Below are 21,947 nucleotides of genomic sequence, written 5' to 3'. Positions count from 1 at the left end.
TTGGGAACTTCAACGGTTAGTATGGGTTTTCGTTCCGGGTGTTGCCGCGGGGCGGTTTGATTGAGGTGTGGCCGTGGCGTTGAAGAAGCTCAGCACGTACCGCAAGAAGCGTGATTTCGGCAAAACGGCGGAGCCCTCCGGCGATGTCGAGGTCGCGCCCGCCCGAGAGCGGCGGTTCGTGATTCAGAAGCATGATGCGAGCCGGCTGCATTACGATCTCAGGCTGGAATTCGACGGCGTGTTCAAATCCTGGGCCGTTACCAAGGGGCCGTCACTCGACCCTCACGACAAGCGGCTCGCGGTCGAGGTCGAGGACCACCCGCTCGATTACGGCGATTTCGAAGGCACCATTCCCGAAGACCAGTACGGCGGCGGCACGGTGATGCTGTGGGACCGGGGCTATTGGGAGTCCGATGATCCCGATCGCGGTTTTAAGAAGGGCGACCTGAAATTCACCCTGCATGGCGGCAAGCTGCATGGAAGCTGGGTACTGGTGCGGATGCGGGGCGACCGCTATGGCGGCAAGCGCACCAACTGGCTCCTGATTAAGCACCGTGACGAATTCGCTAGGGAAGGCGAGGATAACGACATTCTCGACAAGGACCGTTCGGTTGCCTCCGGGCGCACGATGGAGCAGATCGCGCAAGGCAAGGGCAAGGCGCCAAAGCCGTTCATGCTAGCCACGAAGACAACGGCCGACGCGGTCTGGCAATCGAACCGCGGCGATGCCGCCGAGGCGCGGACCTTGCGGAAGACGGCCGCCTTGCGCGCCGCGCCGGAGATCAAAACGCGCGCCCCGGCCCCGATGGTCAAGCCGAAGAAGGTCGCGGCGATGCCCGATTTCGTCGCGCCGCAGCTTTGCACAGTCGTCGAGCGGCCGCCCGGCGGCGAAGGCTGGTGTCACGAGATCAAGTTCGACGGCTACCGCGTGCAATTGCGGGTCGAGGATGGCGATGCGGTGCTCTACACCCGAAAAGGCCTCGACTGGACCGATAAATTCCAGGCGATCGCCGAGGAAGCGAAATCGCTTCCCGACGTGCTGATCGATGGCGAGATCGTCGCGCTCGATCATAACGGCGCGCCCAACTTCTCGACCCTGCAGGCGGCGCTGTCGGACGGCGACAGCGAGAGCCTGATCTTCTATGCGTTCGACCTGCTGTTTGCCAATGGTGAAGATTTTCGAAAGCTCCCGCTCGGCGACCGCAAGGCGCGGCTGAAGAAATTGCTGGAGGCGCAGAAGGGCAAGGACAAGCAGATCCGCTACGTCGAGCATTTTGAAAGCGGCGGCGATGCCGTCCTGCGATCGGCCTGCAAGCTCGAACTCGAAGGCATCGTCTCCAAGAAACTCGATGTGCCCTATCGCTCGGGCCGCACCGAGAGCTGGACCAAGGCGAAATGCCGCGCCGGGCATGAGGTGGTGCTGGGCGGCTGGAAGACCACCAACGGCAAATTCCGTTCGCTGATGGCCGGCGTCTACCGCGGCGATCATCTCGCCTTTGTCGGTATGGTCGGTACCGGTTTCGGGCAGGACAAGGTGCGCCGCATCATGCCGGCGCTGAAGGCAGCAGCCTCCGACAAGAATCCGTTCGGCGGCAAGAACGCGCCGAAGAAAACCCGCGACGTGCACTGGCTGAAACCGGAGTTGGTCGCCGAGATCGAATTCGCGGGGTTCACCGCGGACGGAAACATTCGTCAGGCGGCGTTCAAAGGCCTGCGGCAGGACAAGCCGGCCGAGGAGGTGGAGGCGGAAACACCGTCCAAGGCAGGCGTCGCGCAGCCGAAACCGGGCAAGGGCAAGGGTGCGACGGTGCGGGCAACGCCCGCAACAACGAACAAGGCCGGCGAGGTCATGGGCGTGGTGATCTCAAAGCCGGACAAGGAGTTGTGGCCCGACGCCGGCGACGGCGAGGGCGTTACAAAGTTCGACCTCGCGCAATATTTCGAGAGCGTCGGCGAATGGATGATCGGTCACCTCAAGGGCCGTCCATGCTCGATCGTTCGCGCGCCCGACGGCATCCATGGCGAGAAATTCTTTCAACGCCACGCCATGCAGGGTGCGTCCAACCTGTTCGAGCTGGCCAAGGTTTCGGGCGACCGCAAGCCCTATCTGCAGATCGACCGGGTCGAGGGATTGGCTGCGGTGGCGCAGATCGGCGGCCTCGAATTGCATCCCTGGAATTGTGCACCGGACGCTTACGACACGCCGGGACGTCTGGTGTTCGATCTCGATCCCGCGCCCAATGTTGAATTCTCCGACGTCATCGAAGCGGCAAAAGACATGCGCCAGCGGTTGACCGCTGTTGGCCTCGAAAGCTTCTGCAAGACCACGGGCGGCAAGGGGCTGCATGTGGTGACGCCGCTGCTTTATGGCGCAAGGGACAAGGTTTCTTGGAAGGAGGCCAAGGTGTTCGCGCAAGGCATCTGCCAGTGGATGGCGAGCGATGATCCCGAGCGCTATCTGCTCAACATGTCGAAGAAGCTGCGCAAGGGAAAAATCTTCCTCGACTATCTTCGCAACGACCGGATGTCGACGGCGATCGCTGCCTTGTCGCCCCGTGCGCGCGAAGGTGCTACCGTGTCGATGCCATTGACCTGGACGCAGGTGCGCGGCGATCTCGATCCGAAGAAATATACGATCCGCACCGTGCCGTCGCTACTGGCGAAGACGAAAGCGTGGGACGGCTACGATGACGCGGCAGTGTCGATCAAGCCGGCGATGAAGAAATTGGCCTCAATGTAGGGTGGCCAAAGCGACAGCGTGCCCACCATCTTTATCTCAACAAGAAAGGTGGGCACGGCGCAGGTCCGCCTTTGCCCACCCTACGATTCTCGACGCGTGGCTCAGATCTTTCCGAGCAGCAGCAGGATCAACAGGATCACGATCACCAGACCCAGTCCGCCGCCGCCGTAATATCCGGTGCCATAGAACGGGCCGCCACCGATGCCACTGAAACCGCCGAGCAGGGCGATGATGAGAATAATCAGAATGATTGTGCCGATAGACATAAATCTCTCCTCGGCCCAAAGCGGGGCGTGTGTCTATCCTGCCTTCGCGGAGAGTAACAAGCGTTAATCACGAAAGTTCCGGTGTGGGAGGCGATCGTACGGTCGTCCCTTACTTTCGAACCGCGTACAATTACATGTAGATAGATCAGGGAGGATTTTTCAGCGATGACCAAACCGCTCGTGGTTTCCATCCCGCATAGTCTGGGCCGCGAGGAGGCGATGCGCCGCCTCAAGACAGGACTGTCGCGCGCCGCTTCCAGCGTACCGATGCTAAGTGTCGACGAGGAGCGCTGGGAAGACAACCGCATGATCTTCCACGTGCGCGCCCTCGGGCAAGGCGCGGCAGGCCATGTCGACGTCGCCGACGATCACGTGCAGGTGGAAGTGGTGCTGCCATGGCTGTTGCAGCGCTTTGCCGAAGCGGCCCAGGCCGCGATCCGCAGCCGCGGCCAGTTGCTGCTGACCAAGAAAAACTGACGTATCAGCCGCGACGGCGCCCTGGCGCGGGTTTTGTCGCGTCATTGTACCTGGCTTTCAGCACCGCGACCGGCATATGCGTCAACAGGTCTGACAGGCGCAATTGCGCAGCATCGGCGTCTGCAAAACCTTCAATCGCGTAGCCGCCGACGTTCAGCGCGGCGTCGTAGTTCTCCGGACCGGGCCAATGTCTGCCGCCATCGGTGAACGGCGCAAACCATCGTGTGACCACGACGATCGCAGCCTCGCGGCCTCGCCGGCGGGCGAACGCGATGAAATGGTCGCGACGCGGTCCGCTAACTTCCAAGGGCTCGTAATCACCGCTTGTGAACGTATCGGCGAGCTCGGTTCGAAGCTTGAGCAGATGCCGTGTCCAGGCCAGCTTCAGATGACCGCTCGGCCACTTCTCGACCAGGCGATCCCAATCCGGATTCTCCACCGCGCCCAGTCGGCCAGCGCGTTCGGCAAAGTCGACAGGCCGCCGGTTGTCGGGATCGACCAGCGAAAAATCCCAAAGTTCCGTGCCCTGATAGAAGTCCGGCACGCCCGGTATCGTCGTCTTCAGCGTGATCTGGCTGAGCGCGTTCAGGCCGCCCAGCAACGAGAGCCGCTGCGCCAGCGTCTGCAGGGAATTCAGGAATTCGCCTGACAGCGAGGGGTCGAGGATCTTCGCGATGAAGCTCTTGACACCCGTCTCGTAGGCCACGTGGGGATTGAGCCAACTCGTTTCCTGCTTGCCTTCGCGCGCAGCCTTCAGCGCATATTCCTGCATCCGGTCCACAAACGAAGCGTCGTTCGGCTGCCATGCCCCCACCAGCGCCTGATATAGCATGTATTCGAACGCCGCCGAGGGCGCGCGCAGATCGCCATCGACGAGCAGATGCGGCGCGTTGAGCAGTTTCCATCGGGCTACCGTGCCGGTCCATTCGCCCGGAATTTCCGAAAGCGCCAGGATGCGCGCACGCGCATCCTCGCCGCGCTTGGTATCATGCGTCGCCGTCGCCGTCATGCCGTGCGGCGATGCGCCGGCGCGGGACTGCATCATCCCATGAAATTCGCCGGCCGAAAGCGCCCTTGCGGCGGGATCGCCGCCGACCTCGTTGAGGGCAAGCAGGCGGTGGTAGCGGTAGAACGTCGTGTCCTCCAGCGACTTTGCCATCATCGGTCCGGTGAACTGCTGCATCTTCAAGGCAAACCGGCGCACCCGCGGCGCGCTGTGGTGGGTACGTCCAGGCTTGATCAGGTCCATTGTCAGGGCGTCGCGCAGGAAATCGAAGATGCCGTCATCGGCGGCAAACCAGTCGGCGCGCGCCCGCTCGATCGTCCCTGCTATCAACTGGCGGTCATGCGCGGATGGGCCCGACGCTGTCAGGTAGGTGCGATAGACCGGAAAGTGCAGCACGTAGAGTTCGAGCGCCTGCCGCAGGCTGTCGGCGGAATAGTCGCGGGTGGAATAATGTCCGCTGGCAATCCGCGCCAAGAGGCGCATCAGCACCGTGAACTCGCTGGTCAGCAGCGTTTCCAGCACGCGACGTTTTGCATCTCGCAGGATCGGTTCGAGTCTTGGCGATTGGTTGCTGATCTGCCGCCAGACCTCGTCGAGCGGCTCCAGGCCGCTTCCATCGGTCAGCACATGGGTGATCGCGTTCAGCCACTCATAGCCGGTGGTGCCGTGAACGCCGGCGAACGGCGGCAGCTTTTCGTGCTCGCCGAGAATTTTCTCGACCACCACGTAGAAGGGCCTGTTCCGCCCGCCAAAGCCGTCGCGGATCAGCCGGCGCAGGCGCTGGAAATACTGGACGGGATCGCGCAGGCCGTCGATGTGATCGAGCCGCAACCCCGCAAGCTTGTCCTCCGCAATCAGCCGTTTGACCAAGCGATGGATCGCCTCGAAGGTCCCGGTGTCCTCGACGCGCAGGCCCGCCAGCGTGTTGATATCGAAGAAGCGCCGGTAATTGATGTCACTGGAAGCGAGCCGCCAGTGGCCGAGCTTGTAGTGCTGGCGTTCGAGCAGATGATGCAGCGCCAGCGTTGCAGCGGCGCGATCCGGCCCGGCCCGATAGGCTGCAAGTCCATGCGCGATGATCTCGGCGGCGCCCGTGATGCCCTTCAGCTCGGCTTTGAACGCAGGTGCTTCCTTGCGGTTGGGGCGTCGCGGCCCCTGATAGCGGGAAGCCAGCGCAAGCATGGCCCTGCCGGTCGCACTTTCCTCCGCGCCGGCTTCCTTGACGATCATACGCAGGATTTCGCCATAACGCTCCGGCGCGATCGGCAGCCGATGCTCAAAGTACCAGGCCGAAAAACTGCCTTCGCCGGCGTCGTAGCGCAATTCGATCTCGCCGTTTTCCAGCGCCTGACCGTAGGACGAGCCGATGATTGGCAGCAACACCCCGCCGCGGGCGCGATATGGCAATTGCTCCCAGTCGATGTCGAAGGAGGCCGCGTGCGGCGAGGCAGGCCCCCACTCCAGCGTGTCGAGCCACCACGGATTATCGTCAAAATGCACGCCGACATGGTTGGGCACGAAATCGAGGATCAGCCCGAGATCATGTTGCCGCAGCATGGCGCTCAGCCGCTCGAAGCCGGCTTCGCCGCCGAGTTCGGGATTGAACTGGGCGTGGTCGATGACGTCGTAGCCATGCGCGCTGCCCTTGCGGGCGCGCGTGAAGGGTGATGCATAGAGATGGGTGATGCCGAGCGCCTTCAGGTAGGGCACCACGGAAGCGGCGGCGTCGAAATCGAAATCCGCCGACAGTTGCAGGCGGTAGGTCGCGATCGGGATCGCCGGGGGCATTTTCCTATCCGATGCGCCAGTGCACCGACCATGGCGGGACGCTATTGCCCAACTCGCTACCCCAGATCAGGGTTCCTGCAGCTTCGCCGTGGCTGACGGCCTTTTCCGACAGGTTGGCGGTGAGGCGAAGCGCGGTGCCATCGCCCATGCGCCAATCGGCGGTCAGCAATCCGTTGCTTTCCGCGTCTGCTTTCCCAAAAGCTGCGCCGGCCAGCCGCGGCACAATCTCCTGCCGCCGGACCTGCAGTAGGTTTCGCACCATGGTCAGGCGTTTCCGCCCTGCCGGAGCGTCACGGCCATCCCAGTCGAGAACGGCGGAATCGCGGGTCGAAGCGGCGAGCGCGTCGGGGACTTCATCACCATATTCCGCATAGGCCCAGGCCAATTCGATGCGGCGGCCCTTCCGAACCGCGTCGGCGAGTTCGCCGCCGAAATCGCAGAAGAAGGGGAACGGGACCGTCGAGCCCCATTCCTCGCCCATGAACAGCATGGGGATGTGAGGCGCGATCAGCAGGATCTGAAGCCCCGCTTCGATCATCCGCGTGTCGGCGTTGCCTTCTAGCCGGTCACCCAGCGCACGATTGCCGATCTGGTCGTGGTTCTGCAGGAAGTTGATGAAGGCGGTCGGCGCAAGATGGCCGCTCGGTTCGCCACGCCTGACGCCGCGAAAAGCCGATGGCTCGCCCTGGTAGACGAAACCTGATGACAGCGAGCGGGCGATATCCGATCTCGGCGAACGCTGGTAATCGCCATAGTAGCCCTGCTTCTCGCCGGTCATCAGCACGCGCCAGGCGTGATGGTAATCGTCGTTCCATTGCGCGCGGTATTTGCCGTGTGGTGGGTCCTGGACGGAATCCAGGATGCTGGCGCGGTTGTCGCCGTTCTCCAGCACGAGGTGAATGTGCCGGCCGGTTTCCGCGGCCAATTGGCCGGTAGCGGCGCTGATGTCGTGCAGCAGCGACAGCCCGCCCGGTTCAACGATCGAGTTGACGGCATCGAGCCGCAGTCCGTCGAAGCGGTAGTCGCGCAACCAGGAGAGCGCGTTCTCAATCGCAAAGGCACGGACTTGCCTGACGCGATAGTCGATCGCACTACCCCATGGCGTGTGGGCTTCGGTGAAGAAGGAGGGCGCATAGCGGCCGAGATAATTTCCCTCGGGGCCGAAATGGTTGTAGACGACATCAAGCATCACCATCAGCCCGCGCAGGTGCGCCTCGTCGATCAGCTCCTTGAGATCTTCGGGACGGCCATAGGAGCTGTCGGGTGCGTACCACAAGACGCCGTCATAGCCCCAGTTGCGGGAGCCGGCGAAATCCGCCAGCGGCATCAATTCCAATGCGGTGATGCCGGTGGCTACGAGATGGTCGAGCCTGTCGATCATGGCGCGATAGCTGCCTTCAGCAGTGAAGGTGCCGACATGCGCCTCGATGATCATCGCCTCCTGCCACGGCCGTCCGTGCCAGCTTGCGGCCCGCCAGCGATACGCTTCATGATCGATCACTTCGCTCGGGCCGAAAACGTCCTCGGGCTGAAACAGCGAAGCTGGATCGGGGACATCGAGTTCGCCATCGATGCGGAATTTGTAGCGTGCGCCAGCCTTGACACCGGCAATATCGGCCGTGAACCAGCCGTCTTCGCCGCGTCTCATCGCGTGAGGCTGCTCCAGCATCACCTCGACGCGTTTGGCCCCCGGCGCCCACAGCCGAAACCGCGTGCCGTAGTTTGTCAGAAGCGGGCCGAATTGCCTGTCATTCATGCGGCGCCCGCAAAGACAAGCACCGATCGCGGCGGCGCGCTGGTTTCGACGCCCGAAGCGAATTCAGCGGCGGCCAGCACGGCCTCGGTCGTATTCAGTACCTGCTGCCAGCTCTTGTATTCGGGCATCTGCGGCAACTTGAAAGCGATCTCTTCGGGCGCAGCGTTCAGCACGATAAAGATCGGCGGCTGACCTGGTTCCAAAGGCCCCAGCACATAGGCGAGGAACCGTCCTTCCGGAAAATTCCAGTCGGCTTCCTGCATTTCCTCGGCTGCCGGCGTCAGCCACAGCACGCCGTAGGAGCCGTCCTTGCGCCGCCCGGAGAGCCAGCGCTGGTAACGCAGTTGCGGAAAGCGCCGGCGCAGCGCGGTCATGTGGCCGACGAAATCGGTGAGGTCTTCGCCTGGCTTGCCGAGATTTTCCCAGTTGACCCAGCCGATCTCGTTGTCCTGGCAATAGGCGTTGTTGTTGCCGTTCTGCGAATTGCCGACCTCGTCGCCGGCCAGCATCAAGGGCGTCCCCTGCGCGAGGAACAGGCAGGCGAACTGGTTCCTGCGGAGCTGCCGGCGCAGCGCCACGATCGCGGCGTCCGTGGTCGGGCCCTCATGGCCGCAATTGTTGCTGTGGTTGTCGTTGGAGCCGTCGCGATTGTCCTCGCCGTTCGCCTCGTTGTGCTTCTCGTTGTAGCTGAACAGGTCGGCCAACGTGAAACCATCATGGACGGTGATGTGATTGATGCTGGCGCGCGTTGCGCGGTTGTCATGGTGGAACAGGTCGGATGAGGCGGTCATGCGGCGCGAGACCTCGCCGATCAGGCTGCCTTCGCCGCTCCAGTAGCGCCGTAGCGCGCTGCGATAACGGTCGTTCCATTCCGACCATTGCGAGGGAAACGCGCCGACCTGATAGCCGCCCAGGCCGAGGTCCCATGGCTCGGCGACGAGTTTTACGGTTGCCAGCACCGGGTCCTGCCGCACCGCGGTCAGAAACGCGGAATTGCGGTCAAAACCGTTCGGCTCGCGCGCCAGCGTGGTGGCGAGGTCGAAGCGAAAGCCGTCGACGTGGCAGACCTCGACCCAGTAGCGCAGCGAATCCATCACCATCTGCAGCACGCGCGGATGGGTGAGGTTGACCGAGCTGCCGCAGCCGGTGAAGTCGTCATAGTAGCGCGGATGCTCTTTGTTGAGCCAGTAATAGGACGCGTTATCGATGCCGCGGAAACACAGCGTCGGGCCGAGATGATTGCCTTCGGCGGTGTGGTTATAGACTACGTCGAGCATCACCTCGATGCCGGCGTCGTGCAGCCGCGCCACCGTGGTGCGGAACGCATCGAGCGCATTGTCCTGCGCATAGCGCGGCTCCGGTGCGAAGAACGCCAGCGTGTTGTAGCCCCAGTAGTTGGAGAGCTTCTTTTCTACCAGCACCCGGTCATCGATCAGGCCGTGGATCGGCAACAGTTCGATGGTGGTGACGCCGAGCCGCTTGAGATGGTCGATCATCGCCGGCGAGCACAGCCCGCCATAGGTGCCGCGCCAGCCCGGTGCCACGTTGTCGCGCCTCTGCGTCAGGCCTTTGACGTGGGCCTCATAGATGACGGTGTCTTCCCAGGCGATGTTCGGCCGTATCTCGCGGCGGCCCCAGTTGAAGGTCTCGTCGACCACGACCGCCTTCGGCATGCCGCGGGCATTGTCGCGGCGGTCGAACGAAAGATCCTCGCGCGCGCTCCCCGTTCGATAGCCGAAATGCGCGTCGCTCCACACCAGCCGGCCGGCGAGCCGCTTGGCATAGGGATCGAGCAACAGCTTGTTGGCGTTGAAACGGTGTCCCCGCTCCGGCGCATAGGGGCCGTGGACGCGATAGCCGTAGAGCTGTCCGGGCGAGACGTCGTTGAGATAGCCGTGCCAGACGTCCTCGTTGCGCTCGGGCAGTTCGATTCGCTCGAGTTCGCGGCGGCCCTGGCCGTCGAACAGGCAAAGCTCGACCTTCTCCGCATTGGCCGAGAACAGCGCAAAGTTGGTGCCCCTGCCGTCCCAGCTTGCTCCGAGGCGGGCGGGGCTTCCCGCGGACAGTCGCATGCGTCAGCTTTCCGGTACGAGAAAGATCGCAGCCAGAGGCGGAATGGTTAGGCTGAGTTCGGGGATGCTGCCTTCCAGGGTCTGGACTTCGCCGACGTTGCCGACATTGCTGCCGCCATAATGCGCAGAGTCCGAATTGAGCGCTTCCTTCCACTTGCCGGCGAACGGCACCCGGACGCGATAATTGTGATAGACGTTCGGCGAGAAGTTCACCACCACGAGGCAGCGCGCGCGCGCATCGAAACCCTTGCGCAGCCAGGCAAAGACGTTGCCGCCGGAATCGTGGGTGATGACCCATTCAAATCCCGCCTGGTTGCAATCCATCTGGTGCAGCGCCGGCACGCTGCGATAGAGCCGGTTGAGGTCGCGGATCAGGTTCTGCATGCCGCTATGGCGGTGCTGCGCCAAAAGGTGCCAGTCGAGCGAATGATCGTGGTTCCATTCGCGCTCCTGGCCGAACTCGCAGCCCATGAACAGGAGCTTCTTGCCGGGATGGCCGAACATGAAGCTGTAATAGGCACGCAGGTTCGCAAAGCGCTGCCACTCGTCGCCGGGCATACGGCCGAGGATCGATCGCTTGCCGTGCACGACTTCGTCATGCGACAGCGGCAAAATGAAATTCTCTGAAAATGCGTAATGCAGGCCGAACAGCACGTCGCCGTGATGGTGCTTCCGGTATATCGGATCCTTGCCGATATACTGCAGCGTGTCGTGCATCCAGCCCATGTTCCATTTGAAGCCGAAGCCGAGCCCGCCATATTCGACCGGCCGCGAGACCTGCGGCCACGCGGTAGATTCTTCCGCAGCCGTGGTGGCTTCCGGAAAATGCCCGAACAGTTCGATGTTGAAGCGGCGCAGGAACTCGATGGCTTCGAGGTTTTCCCGGCCGCCAAGCCGGTTCGGGATCCACTCGCCGGCGGGCCGGCTGTAGTCGAGGTAGAGCATCGAGGCGACGGCATCGACGCGCAGACCGTCGACGCCGTAGCGATCGAGCCAGAACAGCGCGTTGGAGACCAGGAAATTGACCACTTCGGTGCGGCCGTAATTGTAGATCAGCGTGCCCCAGTCGAGATGGCGGCCCTGCATCGGGTGGGCGTGCTCGTAGAGTGCGGTACCGTCGAAATAGCCGAGCCCATGCGGATCGTCGGGAAAATGTCCGGGCACCCAGTCGAGCCACACGCCGAGCCCCTCGCGATGACAGGCATCGACGAGGGCGGAAAAATCTTCCGGCGGGCCGAACCGGCTGGTCGGTGCGTACAGGCCGGTCGGCTGATAGCCCCAGGAGCCGTCGAACGGATGTTCGCTGACGGGCAGAAACTCGAGATGGGTAAAGCCCATATCTTTTGCATAAGCCGGAAGCTGTTCGGCGAGGTCGCGATAGCTCAGCCATTCATTGCCGTTCTTGCGCCGCCAGGAGCCGAGATGAACCTCGTAGATCGAGATCGGTGCTTCCAGCTCGTTGATGCCCGACGGCGCTGGGCGTGGATGCGGAATTCTGTTTTCGTCGACGACGATCGAGGCCGTTGAGGGCCGGACTTCCGCCGCAAAGGCCACCGGATCGGATTTCAGCGGCAGATGCCGTCCGTCGGAGCCGGTAATGTCGAACTTGTACCGGTCGCCGGCGCGGGCATGGGGCACGAACAGTTCCCAATAGCCGACGCCGCGCACCCGCATCGGATGCCGCCGCGCATTCCAGAAATTGAAATCGCCGACCACGTTGACTGCCTTGGCGTTCGGCGCCAGCACCACGAACGCCACGCCGTCGACGCCATCGAGTGTCATCGGATGCGCGCCGAGCTTGTCATAGATCCGCCGGTGGGTGCCTTCGCCCAGGAGATAGAGGTCGAAGTCGCTGAGCACGGGCGGAAAGCGGTAGGGGTCGTCGAGATCGACGACGTTCTCGCCGAAGCGGGCGCGGAGCTGATAGCGTTTCGATCCGTTCGGCAGCGCGCCTTCAAACAGCCCGGCATCGTGAATGCGCTCAAGCGGCGCCGTCTCGCCTTGCTCGCCGACCGCCTCCACGTTGGACGCTTCCGGGATGAAAGCGCGCACCACGCTGTGTCCGCCTTCGCTGTGCAAGCCGAGATATCGAAACGGATCCGAATGCTTGCCTTCGATGATTGCGTAGGCCTCTGCGGATAGCTTGGTCATGAGGCCTCGAAGGACGGTTGTGACAACATTCTGATAATTCCGCTCAGTGGCACGCGCAGCCATTCCGGCCGGAATGACAGTTCGTGTTCGATCTCGTTCAAGGCCTTCTCGAGCAGGAAGAAGGTCAGCAAGCCGTCTGCTGACGTCGGATCGGCCGGCCACAGCCGTTGGTCGGTCATCGCTTCGCGGTAGGCGGCGAGAAATGCAGCCGTCGCCCGGTCCCGCCATTCGCCAAGCGCCGCGCCGAGCTTGCCGTGGTCATCGTGGGCTACTTTGAGCGCGCGCTCAAGGGCTGCGGTCGCCGAATAATCGATCGAGCGGATCAGGCTTGCGATGTCGCGTGCTGCGGGCATCTTGCGCCGGCGTTCGGCGATACTGCGCCGCGGCGCGCCTTCGAAGTCGACGATGAAGATGTCGTCCTTGACGATCAGCAACTGGGTGAGATCGAGGTCGCCATGGCCGCGAATGTTGGCGACGTGAGCCTCACGCAGCAGCAGCGTTTCCAGCCAATTCGGCAGGGCCGGCTGCAACGCCAGCACCTGATCGGCCAACGCTCGGTCGGCTTCCTTCAGCGTATCTCGCCGCTGCCGAAGCGCATCGAAGACGTGCCCGGCGCTGCGTATTAGGTCGTCGACCCAGCGCTGCACGTCGTCGCCGCCGGTCGGCTCGGGCGCGAATTCGGCAAGCTCGCCGTTGCTGGCCAGCGCAACATGGAGCTCGGCCACGCGCCGTCCGGCTTGCGAGATGTAGCGCAGATAAGGGATCTCTTCTTCGCGCTCGCCGGGATGGATGCTCGCTGCGAGCAGGCGCTGCTCCTCGACGAAGCGATCGAGATAGGCCGCACTCACGGTCCAGAGGTCACCCTGATTGGCGATGAAGGCGTGAACGACGCCGACCGCGCTCTTCTCGTTGCCCTCGACCAGCTCGGCGCTGCCGAGCAGCGCCGGCGCGTTGGGAAAGTTGGCGACATCAGTCAGGAAGCGTCCCATCTCGATTTCAGGACTGGGACCGACCTGAAGTGTCCGGTAGATCTTGACGACATAGTCATTGTCCACCAGCGCTGTGCTGCGCGGCAGTTCGGATTCAATGGTGCGGATGTACTCGGGCTGCCGGATCGGCTTGTCGCCGAAGCGGCCGGTCGGGCGGAATTCGAGCCGCAATCCCTGTTCGCTCTCGTCCACCGTCAGCGATTGCTGCAGATTGCGCAAAAATAGCGCGACGAAGATCTGGTCGGTGGCAACGTCGAGCAGCGTTCCCTCGCGCGCGCCCTGGCGAACGGCGGCCAGCGCATGCGGATTGTAGCGCTCGCGGTCGAAGCGCACCCATTCGATCTGCATCGGCAACACGTAGCGCGTGGTGACGCCGCGCTGCGTCGTTTCGAAAAAAGCAAGCCACGGCCGGTTGTCGCCGATGTCGCAAAATGGAATCGCCGACGTCAGTTTCGGATGGATCGCCTTGGCCGAGCGTTCCGGGTACCAGCGGCTGCGCGCCAGATGTCCCGGAAGTACGTCGCGTTCGAACACGCCGCGCTCGCGCGCCAGCGATACCCAGGTCGCGTTCAACGGTACCACCAGCGTTTCAAATTCGGGCACCGCGCGCTGCGGCACCGGCGCCGATTTGTCGGGCTCCTGCAGTTCGAACCAGTAGAAGCCGTAAGGCGACAGCGTGATCATGTAGGGCAGCTCGCCGATCGCCGGGAAGCGCGTGCGGCCGAGCATTTCCAGCGGGATGCGGTCCTTGAAGGCGGAGAGATCCAGTTCGGTAGCCTGAGCCGACCGCGACAGATTGGCGACGCACAGAATGACCTCGTCCCCGTACTGGCGCACGTAGCACAGCACGGAGCGGTTTTCCGGGCGGATGAATGTCATGCTGCCGCGGCCGAAGGCGATCGTGGATTTGCGGACCGCGATCAGCCGCTTGGTGGCAGAGAGCAGCGAGGAGAGGCTGCGCGACTGCGCCTCGACATTGACGGACTCATAGCCATAGACCGGGTCCATGATGGTCGGCGCGTAGAGCCGCGCGGGGTCGGAACGGGAGAAGCCGCCATTGCGATCCGGCGTCCACTGCATCGGGGTGCGGACGCCGTTACGGTCGCCGAGATAGATGTTGTCGCCCATGCCGATCTCGTCGCCGTAATAGATGATCGGCGTGCCCGGGAACGAGAACAACAGCGAATTCATCAACTCGATCTTGCGTCGGTCATTGTCCATAAGCGGCGCCAGCCGCCGCCGGATGCCGACATTGATGCGGGCCCGGGGATCGTTGGCGTAGGTCGACCACAGGTAATCGCGCTCGACGTCGGTGACCATTTCCAGCGTCAGTTCGTCGTGGTTGCGCAGGAACAGCGCCCACTGGCAATTGCCTGGAATATCCGGCGTCTGGCGCAGGATGTCGGTGATCGGAAAACGGTCTTCCTGCGCGATTGCCATGTAGATGCGTGGCATTAGCGGAAAATGATAGGCCATGTGGCATTCGTCGCCACGGCCGAAATATTCCTGTACGTCCTCCGGCCATTGGTTGGCCTCGGCCAGCAGCACCTTGCCTTTTGCGTAGGCATCGAGTTCGCTGCGCAGCCGCTTGATGACGGCATGCGTCTCCGGCAGGTTCTCGTTGTTGGTGCCGTCGCGCTCGCAGAGATAGGGAATGGCGTCGAGCCGGAAACCGTCGACCCCGGTGTCGAGCCACCGCTTCATCACCTGCACCAGCGCGCTCACCACGCGCGGATTGTCGAAATTGAGATCCGGCTGGTGCGAGAAGAAGCGGTGCCAGTAGAACTGGCCGGCTTCCGGGTCCCAGGTCCAGTTCGACTTCTCGGTATCGGTGAAGATGATTCGCGTGCCCAAATATTTCTGGTCGGTATCGCTCCAGACATACCAGTTGCGGGCAGAGGAATTCGGGTCCGAGCGGCGGGCGCGCTTGAACCAGTCGTGCTGATCGGAGGTGTGGTTGATGACGAGCTCGGTGATGACCCGCAGGCCGCGCTTCTTGGCCTCCTGGATGAAGCGCCTGAAATCCTTCATCGTCCCGAAATCGGGGTTGATGTCGCCGTAGTCGGCGATGTCGTAGCCGTCGTCGCGGCCGGGGGAGGGATAGAACGGCAACAGCCACAATGTGGTGACGCCAAGGTCCTGCAGGTACCCAAGTTTCTCCGTCAGCCCGGCAAAGTCGCCGATGCCGTCATTGTTGCTGTCGGCGAAGGCCTTGACGTGCAACTGATAGATGATCGCATCCTTGTACCAGAGCTCGTCGGTGGCGACCTCGGCGGCGGGCAGCTGCTTTGCTTCGACCACAAGGCTGCTATCCGGATTCAGCGGATAGGAGCCGTCGATAGGAAGGGAGACGCCGGCGTTGGAGCTCTCGGCGGTTTGCGCTTTTTTGTTCACGGTGATGCCATTGCCATGGAAATGACGTCCCCGTTTCGTTTGCAGAAAGGGAGACGTTCCGGACATAGAGATAGAAAGCCGCTCGGCTTGCTTTGGTTCCAGCGGAACCGTTGGCGGGCCCGAACGTTAGACACCGTCTATCTCCTTCCCGTAATTGGACAATTTCGCGACATCGGTTTGATGTTTGCGTGCAAAGTACGTGCCGAATGGATCTTTTCGCCCAAGCTAAAGCCCTGGGAATTCAAACCGAATTCCTGGATGGTCAGGGTAATCGCCGTGTGACAGACGCGGCCGCCCTGAAAATTATCCTGGATGCCCTGCCGCCGCAGGCGCCGGGGCCGCTGGTCGGCCACCCGGTCGTGGTCCGGTCCGGACGGCCGTCGCGAACCGAAATCCCCACAGCCACGCTCCCGGCGGAGTGGAAAATCGTTGCGGATTCAGGAGTTATCGCCAAGGGCGAGAGCTCGGATCATGCCATCGACTGGCCTAGGGACCTGCCGCTCGGCATCTACCGGCTGCAGTTGAGCGATGCCGCGAGAGTCGAGGATGTGCCGCTGATTTCGGCGCCGGAACGGGCGTTTGGCGGCGAGTTCGACCGCTGCTGGTTGCTCGCGGCCCAGCTTTACGGCGTCCGCTCGGCGCGCAATTGGGGCATGGGCGACTTCACCGACCTCGCAAGCCTGATCGAACTCGCCGACCATCTCGGGGCCGACGGCGTCGGCCTCAATCCCTTGCACGCCCTGTTCGACGATCGCCCGGGCGATTGCAGCCCGTATTCGCCAAACAGCCGGTTGTTTCTCAACGCGCTCTATATCGACGTTGAAAAGATTCCCGAATTTCAACTCGATTCCGAAACGAGCGAGGCGCTGGCGCCGTTGCGGGCACGCGCCGTCGTCGATTATGTCGGCGTCGCCGGTTTGAAGTGGCGCGCGCTTCGCTCCGCCTTTGCTGCCTTCAAGGCCGGCGCCAAATCGGCCCGCCAACAGGATTTCGACAAATTCCGCTCCGAGTGCGGTACCTTGCTGTCGCATTTTGCTTGCTTCGAGGTACTCCGGCACAAATTCGGCAAGCCGTGGTGGGAATGGCCGGAAGAGTGGCGGCAGCCGGACGACGCCAGATGCGCCGCATTGCGCGAGGGCGCGGACGCCAGTGAAATCGAATTCGTCGAATTCGTGCAATGGACCGCGGACCGGCAGCTCGGCGCGGCCAGCGATCTGGCGAAGAAGCTCGGCATGAAGGTCGGGCTCTATCTCGACGTCGCGGTCGGCGTGCAGGCCGACGGGTTCGATGCCTGGAACGAACAGGTCGCGATCTCTCGCCATCTCGGCGTCGGCGCGCCACCCGATCCGCTCAACACCGCCGGCCAGACCTGGGGTCTTGCCGGCTTCAATGCGGCAGGGCTCGAGCGGCAGTCCTTTGCGCCGTATCGCGACATGCTGCGCGCCTCGATGCGGCACGCCGGCGCGATCCGGCTGGATCATGTGCTCGGGCTGAAGCGGCTCTATCTGGTGCCGCAGGGCTTCACCGCACGCGACGGCGTCTATGTACAGATGCCATTCGAGGCGCTGCTCGCGGTAACCGCGCTGGAAAGCCTCGCGCATCGCTGCGTCGTGATCGGCGAAGACCTCGGCACCGTGCCGGAAGGGTTTCGCGACCAGATCGCCGATTGGGGCATCTGGTCGTATCTCGTGATGATGTTCGAGCGCGACGACCACGGATCGTTCCGCAGCATCGATCATTACCTGACCAACGCGCTCGTCACCTTCAACACCCATGATCTCTCGACCTATGCCGGCTGGCGCTCGTTCGGCGATCTCAAGCTGAAGCGTTCGCTCGGGATCGATCCGGGCGAGAGCGACGATGCGCGCTGGCACGCGCTTGCCATGCTGGATGACGTGCTGCGGCATCACGCCATCTACCGCAACGATCTCTATTCGGTCGCGAATTTCCTGGCGCGGACCAAATCGCGGCTGCTCGCGGTCTCGCTGGAGGATCTGCTTGGGTTGGTCGACCAGCCTAATATCCCCGGCACCGTCAACGAGCATCCGAACTGGCGGCGGCGGCTTCCGGTGTCGATCGAGGAGATGACGTCCACGGTCGACATCGCCGCACTCAAGGCGGCAACCCATGAGCGGTCGCGCGCCGCGATCTGACGAGTTCGAGAAGGAAGGCAGAGCGGGATGACAGTTGGAAGAAATGCCATTCCGTTCTGGCGGTGAATCACCTTGTCGTGCCGGATCGAAGACTACGGGTTGATCGGCGATTGCGAGACCGCGGCACTGGTCGGCCGCGACGGATCGATCGACTGGCTATGCTGGCCGGCCTTCGATTCCGACGCCTGCTTTGCAGCCCTTCTAGGTACCCACAAGCACGGCCGCTGGCTGATCGCACCGGTGGAGGAAGTCACCGGCACCTCGCGCAACTATTGGGGCGACACCCTGATCCTGCAGACGAGGTTCGAGACCGCTGGCGGCGCGGTCGAGCTGATCGACTTCATGCCGCCGCGCGGCAACGCCTCCGATGTGGTGCGGTTGGTACGCGGCCTTCGCGGCCGGGTCAGGATGCACATGCAGCTTGTCATCCGCTTCGGCTTCGGCACCGATATTCCCTGGGTCAAGAAGACCGAGGACGGCTCCGCCCTGCTCGCTATTTGCGGGCAGGACATGACGGTGTTGCGCACCCCGGTGGAAACGCGCGGGGAGGACCTGACGACGGTCGCCGATTTCGAGGTCGGCGAGGGCGATACCGTCCCCTTCGTGCTCACCTACGGCCCTTCGCATCTGCCGGTGCCCAAGCCGATCGATCCTGCCTATGCATTGCAGGATACCGAAGCGTTCTGGACCGAGTGGAGCAACCGTTGCACCTATGAGGGCGAATACCGCGCTCTCGTGATGCGCTCGCTGATCACGCTGAAGGCGCAGACCTATGCGCCGACCGGCGGCATCGTCGCTGCGCCGACGACCTCGCTGCCGGAAAAGCTCGGCGGCGCCAGGAATTGGGATTATCGCTTCTGTTGGCTGCGCGACGCCACCTTCACGCTGCTGGCGCTGATGAACTCGGGCTATACCGAGGAAGCTTCCGCCTGGCACCATTGGCTGTTGCGGGCAGCGGCGGGTTCTCCCGCCAATATGCAGATCATGTACGGCATCATGGGCCAGCGGCGTCTCCTGGAATGGGAGGCCACGTGGCTGCCCGGCTATGAAGGCGCACGTCCCGTGCGGATCGGCAACGCCGCGCATGCGCAACTGCAGCTCGACGTTTACGGCGAATTGATCGACGCCTTTCACCAGTGGCGCGTGGCCAAGCTCGAAATGGATGAAACGAGCTGGGCGCTGGAATGCGCCGTGCTGCAGCACCTTGCCGAGCAGTGGGACCAACCGGATCATGGCATCTGGGAGCGCCGGGGCGCGGGCAGGCATTATGTCTCGTCGAAAGTAATGACCTGGGTCGCGTTCGACCGCGGCATCAAGAGCGCGGAAACATTTGGCTTCAAGGCGCCGCTCGAGAAATGGCGCGCGCTGCGCGACGCCATTCACGCCGACGTCTGCGCGAAGGGCTTTGACGCCGAGTTGAACGCGTTCGTCGAGTCATACGGCTCAAAAATGCTCGACGCGAGCATCCTGTTGCTGCCGTCAGTGGGATTTCTGCCGCCGGAGGATCCCCGTGTGCGCGGTACGCTTGTCGCGGTCGAACGGCATCTGATGCGGGACGGTTTTGTGCTGCGGCACGACCCGCGGGAAACCCCGGCGGAGAAACAACCGGCCGAAGGCGCGTTCCTCGCCTGCACGCTCTGGCTTGCGGACGCGTATGTGCTGGCGGGCGAATTCGGCACGGCGCAGGAGTTGTTCGCCCGCGTCGTCGCAGTCGCCAACGACCTCGGCCTGTTGGCCGAGGAGTACGATACGGTGGCCGGTCGCCAGACCGGAAATTTCCCGCAGGCGCTCACGCATATCGCGCTGATCAACACCGCGCAGAACCTCAGCGTGGCGAAGAAGTCGACGGAGAAGCCGGCGATGCAGCGCTCGAAATAGCGGGCGAGGTCCCAGCCGGTCGCGCGAGCCGGTACCCATCTTCGCCGCGGCAGGCTAGGGCTGGTGAGCCTGCCTTCATGGAGGAGACGGCGGTCGGGCACCGGCTCGCGCTTGCCGATCGTGCCGGCCGACAGAAACGGATTCGCCGCGCGAAGACTTTGAGAGTTCCTCGATTTATCCTTCAGGCGGGCTTGATACGCCGGCTCTTGCCTATCCGAGCCGCAGCACCGTCTCGATCGCCGCCGCAAATCCGTCGCGCTCGTTGCTGTCTGTGACGTGCGTCGCGTGCTTTTTGACGTCTTCGGCCGCATTGCCCATCGCAAACGAAACGCCGCTTCGGGCAAACATCGGAAGATCGTTCTCCATGTCGCCGATGGTCGCGACCGCTGCCGCCGAAATGCCGAGTCGGCTGATCATGGCGTCCACGAAGGTGCCCTTGTTGTGACCGGGCGGCGTGACATCGAGATAATAGGTCTGTGAGCGGACCGCGACGACCTCCCGGCCGAGCGCCTGCTGCATTGCCACCTCGCAACGCTGCAACAGCTCAGCATCCGAACTGGCGCCGACGATCTTGCAGGTCTCCGCGAGATGCGGCGTGAAGTCGGTGACGATGGTAGGATTAGCCTTGATGGCCAGCTTCTCGTGCGGGACGTACTCGCCGTCGGGATTGCGCGTGTACCAGCGCTGATTGGTGAACAGCCAGATATCCACGCCGAAAGCATTGAGCACGTCGAGGCTGCGCTGGGCCACGGTTGCCCCGATCAAATGCTGCTCGATCGGTTTGAGCCCGGCATCGACGATCGAGCTGCCGTTGAAGGTGCCGACGGGAAGCGCGATCGAAAGCGGCTCGATCAGAAAACCCATGCCGATGGTCGGCCGGCTGGAGACGATGGTGAAACCGATGCCGGCCGCATGCAGCTTGCGAACGGCCGCCTTGGCGCCATCGGTCAGGATCTTGTCGTGCGTCAACAGAGTGCCGTCGACGTCGGAAACAACGAGCGCGATACGTGTCATTGGGGGACCAGGTTCAATTGACGGACGATGTCATCCACGATGTTCTCGACCGGGGCATCGATCGATACAGTGATCGGCCGCTCGCCCGCGCCCGGCGGCTCCAGCGTCCTGAATTGGCTGGCGAGCAGGCCCGGCGGCATGAAATGTCCCTTGCGGGCGGCAAGCCGGGCCGCGATCAAGTCCTGCGTTCCGTCGAGAAAAACGATGCGGACATCGTCGCGACCGTGCACGAGAATGTCGCGATAGGCGCGCTTCAATGCCGAGCAGGCGATCACGGCGTGCTCGCCGGACCCTGAGAGGCGGTCGATCTCATCGGCGATTGCCCGCAGCCACGGCCAGCGGTCCTCGTCGGTCAGCGGGTGGCCGGCGCTCATCTTCACAACATTGGCTGGCGGGTGAAACCGGTCGCCGTCCTCGTAGCGCCAGCCGAGGCGTCTTGCGAGACGATCGGCGATGGTGCTCTTGCCCGAACCGGAAACGCCCATCACCACCAGCGCGCTGGGAGTCCTATCGCCCACCAAAATCCTCCGGAAACGCATCCCGGTCCACCAGCCAGACCGTCTCGCCGGTGGATCGCGCACGGTTGGCAGGCAGGTTCTCGCGTGCAAAGAGGCGCGTCAAGATCGCATGCTTCTCGGTGCCGGCAATCTCGAACAGCATTTCGCGGCAGGAGGCAAGGGTGGGCAGCGTGAGGGTGACCCGCGGGACGAATGGCTCGACATTCGCGCGTGGCACGCCGACCACCCAGCGCGCGGTCTCATCGAGCGCGGGATCGCCGGGAAACAGCGATGCGGTGTGGCCATCGGGACCTACACCCATCAACACGAGATCGAACAAGGGGTTGGCTTGATCGAGCGTGTCCGCCCCATAGAACGATTGCAGTTCCCGTTCGTAAAGTGCGGCGCAGCGGTCCGGATCGGTCGGGTCGGCGGTCGCAGTTGGAATCGGATGAATGTTTGCCGCCGGCGCGCAGCTATCCAGAAAAAGTTCTCGCGCCATGCCCATGTTGTTGAGCGGATCGTCTGCCGGCACGAAGCGCTCGTCGCCAATGAACCAGTGCACGCGCTGCCACGGAATCCGGCTGCGATAGGCATCGGTTGCGAGCAATTGATAAAGCTGTCTGGGGCTCGATCCGCCGGTCAGGCAAATCGCCACGCGGCCAATATTGGCCTCGATCCTGGCGAGCACGCGATCGGCCGCGGCCTCGGCCAGTGCGGCCGGATCGGCGACCGCGATCACGCGGCGATTGTCGTTCGCTGTCAT

The 21,947-nt window shown here is 63.1% G+C and carries 13 protein-coding genes; 4 read left to right on the top strand and 9 right to left on the bottom strand.

From position 1 onward, the window contains the following. Nucleotides 1-73: 73 nt before the first annotated feature. A complete protein-coding gene (ligD, locus tag V1290_RS11975) occupies nucleotides 74-2,740 on the top strand; it encodes a DNA ligase D (protein WP_334364583.1) in 2,667 nt (888 codons plus the stop codon). Between the two features lie 101 nt (nucleotides 2,741-2,841). Here the strand turns inward: ligD and V1290_RS11970 are convergent, their stop codons facing one another. Further along, the gene (locus tag V1290_RS11970) at nucleotides 2,842-3,006 is read right to left on the bottom strand and encodes a DUF3309 family protein (protein ID WP_065727178.1); all 165 of its coding nucleotides are present in this window, start codon (nucleotides 3,004-3,006) and stop codon (nucleotides 2,842-2,844) included. A gap of 165 nt (nucleotides 3,007-3,171) precedes the next feature. Between V1290_RS11970 and V1290_RS11965 the strand changes: the two genes are divergently transcribed. Next, nucleotides 3,172-3,483 carry a polyhydroxyalkanoic acid system family protein gene (locus V1290_RS11965; protein ID WP_334364582.1) on the top strand — a complete coding sequence of 104 codons (312 nt, stop codon included), beginning with the start codon at nucleotides 3,172-3,174 and terminating at the stop codon, nucleotides 3,481-3,483. A gap of 4 nt (nucleotides 3,484-3,487) precedes the next feature. Here V1290_RS11965 and treY read toward each other — a convergent pair whose 3' ends face one another. Genes treY through treS form a run of 5 tightly spaced genes read right to left on the bottom strand, consistent with a single transcriptional unit; the run spans nucleotide 3,488 to nucleotide 15,546 of the window. Further along, entirely contained in the window at nucleotides 3,488-6,277 is a 2,790-nt protein-coding gene (gene treY, locus V1290_RS11960; protein ID WP_334364581.1) for a malto-oligosyltrehalose synthase, read from the bottom strand. Between the two features lie 4 nt (nucleotides 6,278-6,281). Next, nucleotides 6,282-8,033 (bottom strand): malto-oligosyltrehalose trehalohydrolase, encoded by a 1,752-nt coding sequence (treZ, locus tag V1290_RS11955; protein WP_334364580.1) that lies wholly within the window; start codon nucleotides 8,031-8,033, stop codon nucleotides 6,282-6,284. Beyond that, nucleotides 8,030-10,105 carry a glycogen debranching protein GlgX gene (gene glgX, locus V1290_RS11950; RefSeq protein ID WP_334364579.1) on the bottom strand — a complete coding sequence of 692 codons (2,076 nt, stop codon included), beginning with the start codon at nucleotides 10,103-10,105 and terminating at the stop codon, nucleotides 8,030-8,032. Before glgX ends, treZ begins: the two co-directional genes overlap by 4 nt. Before the next feature lie 3 nt (nucleotides 10,106-10,108). Continuing rightward, on the bottom strand, nucleotides 10,109-12,256 hold the full coding sequence (gene glgB, locus V1290_RS11945) for a 1,4-alpha-glucan branching protein GlgB (protein WP_334364578.1): 2,148 nt from the start codon (nucleotides 12,254-12,256) through the stop codon (nucleotides 10,109-10,111). Further along, nucleotides 12,253-15,546, bottom strand: coding sequence for a maltose alpha-D-glucosyltransferase (gene treS, locus V1290_RS11940; RefSeq protein ID WP_442895055.1), 3,294 nt, complete (start codon nucleotides 15,544-15,546; stop codon nucleotides 12,253-12,255). Before treS ends, glgB begins: the two co-directional genes overlap by 4 nt. Before the next feature lie 299 nt (nucleotides 15,547-15,845). On the opposite strand from treS, the gene malQ reads away from it, so the two are divergent. Then, on the top strand, nucleotides 15,846-17,792 hold the full coding sequence (malQ, locus tag V1290_RS11935) for a 4-alpha-glucanotransferase (RefSeq protein WP_334364577.1): 1,947 nt from the start codon (nucleotides 15,846-15,848) through the stop codon (nucleotides 17,790-17,792). 72 nt (nucleotides 17,793-17,864) lie between these two features. Beyond that, a complete protein-coding gene (locus tag V1290_RS11930) occupies nucleotides 17,865-19,670 on the top strand; it encodes a glycoside hydrolase family 15 protein (RefSeq protein ID WP_334364576.1) in 1,806 nt (601 codons plus the stop codon). A 210-nt stretch (nucleotides 19,671-19,880) separates the two neighbouring features. On the opposite strand, the gene V1290_RS11925 is transcribed toward V1290_RS11930, so the two are convergent. The 3 genes from V1290_RS11925 to pgl are packed head-to-tail and all read right to left on the bottom strand — an operon-like array spanning nucleotide 19,881 to nucleotide 21,947. Beyond that, nucleotides 19,881-20,684, bottom strand: a complete 804-nt coding sequence (locus tag V1290_RS11925) for a Cof-type HAD-IIB family hydrolase (protein WP_334364575.1) — start codon at nucleotides 20,682-20,684, stop codon at nucleotides 19,881-19,883. Then, a complete protein-coding gene (locus V1290_RS11920) occupies nucleotides 20,681-21,223 on the bottom strand; it encodes a gluconokinase (protein ID WP_442893669.1) in 543 nt (180 codons plus the stop codon). The genes V1290_RS11925 and V1290_RS11920 overlap by 4 nt, the downstream gene beginning before the upstream one ends. Further along, the gene (pgl, locus tag V1290_RS11915) at nucleotides 21,192-21,947 is read right to left on the bottom strand and encodes a 6-phosphogluconolactonase (RefSeq protein WP_334364574.1); all 756 of its coding nucleotides are present in this window, start codon (nucleotides 21,945-21,947) and stop codon (nucleotides 21,192-21,194) included. The genes V1290_RS11920 and pgl overlap by 32 nt, the downstream gene beginning before the upstream one ends.

The sequence above is a fragment of the Bradyrhizobium sp. AZCC 1578 genome (genome assembly GCF_036924675.1).
Lineage (GTDB): Bacteria > Pseudomonadota > Alphaproteobacteria > Rhizobiales > Xanthobacteraceae > Bradyrhizobium.
Note: the sequence above shows the minus strand (reverse complement) of the source record. Positions and strands in the feature narration are given on the sequence as shown.

Coding starts and splice junctions, on each gene's coding strand:
- V1290_RS11925 (WP_334364575.1), bottom strand. CDS start 20,684: ATGACACGTATCGCGCTCGTTGTTTCCGACGTCGACGGCACTCTGTTG.
- malQ (WP_334364577.1), top strand. CDS start 15,846: ATGGATCTTTTCGCCCAAGCTAAAGCCCTGGGAATTCAAACCGAATTC.
- glgB (WP_334364578.1), bottom strand. CDS start 12,256: ATGACCAAGCTATCCGCAGAGGCCTACGCAATCATCGAAGGCAAGCAT.
- pgl (WP_334364574.1), bottom strand. CDS start 21,947: ATGACAGCGAACGACAATCGCCGCGTGATCGCGGTCGCCGATCCGGCC.
- treY (WP_334364581.1), bottom strand. CDS start 6,277: ATGCCCCCGGCGATCCCGATCGCGACCTACCGCCTGCAACTGTCGGCG.
- V1290_RS11965 (WP_334364582.1), top strand. CDS start 3,172: ATGACCAAACCGCTCGTGGTTTCCATCCCGCATAGTCTGGGCCGCGAG.
- glgX (WP_334364579.1), bottom strand. CDS start 10,105: ATGCGACTGTCCGCGGGAAGCCCCGCCCGCCTCGGAGCAAGCTGGGAC.
- treZ (WP_334364580.1), bottom strand. CDS start 8,033: ATGAATGACAGGCAATTCGGCCCGCTTCTGACAAACTACGGCACGCGG.
- V1290_RS11920 (WP_442893669.1), bottom strand. CDS start 21,223: ATGCGTTTCCGGAGGATTTTGGTGGGCGATAGGACTCCCAGCGCGCTG.
- V1290_RS11970 (WP_065727178.1), bottom strand. CDS start 3,006: ATGTCTATCGGCACAATCATTCTGATTATTCTCATCATCGCCCTGCTC.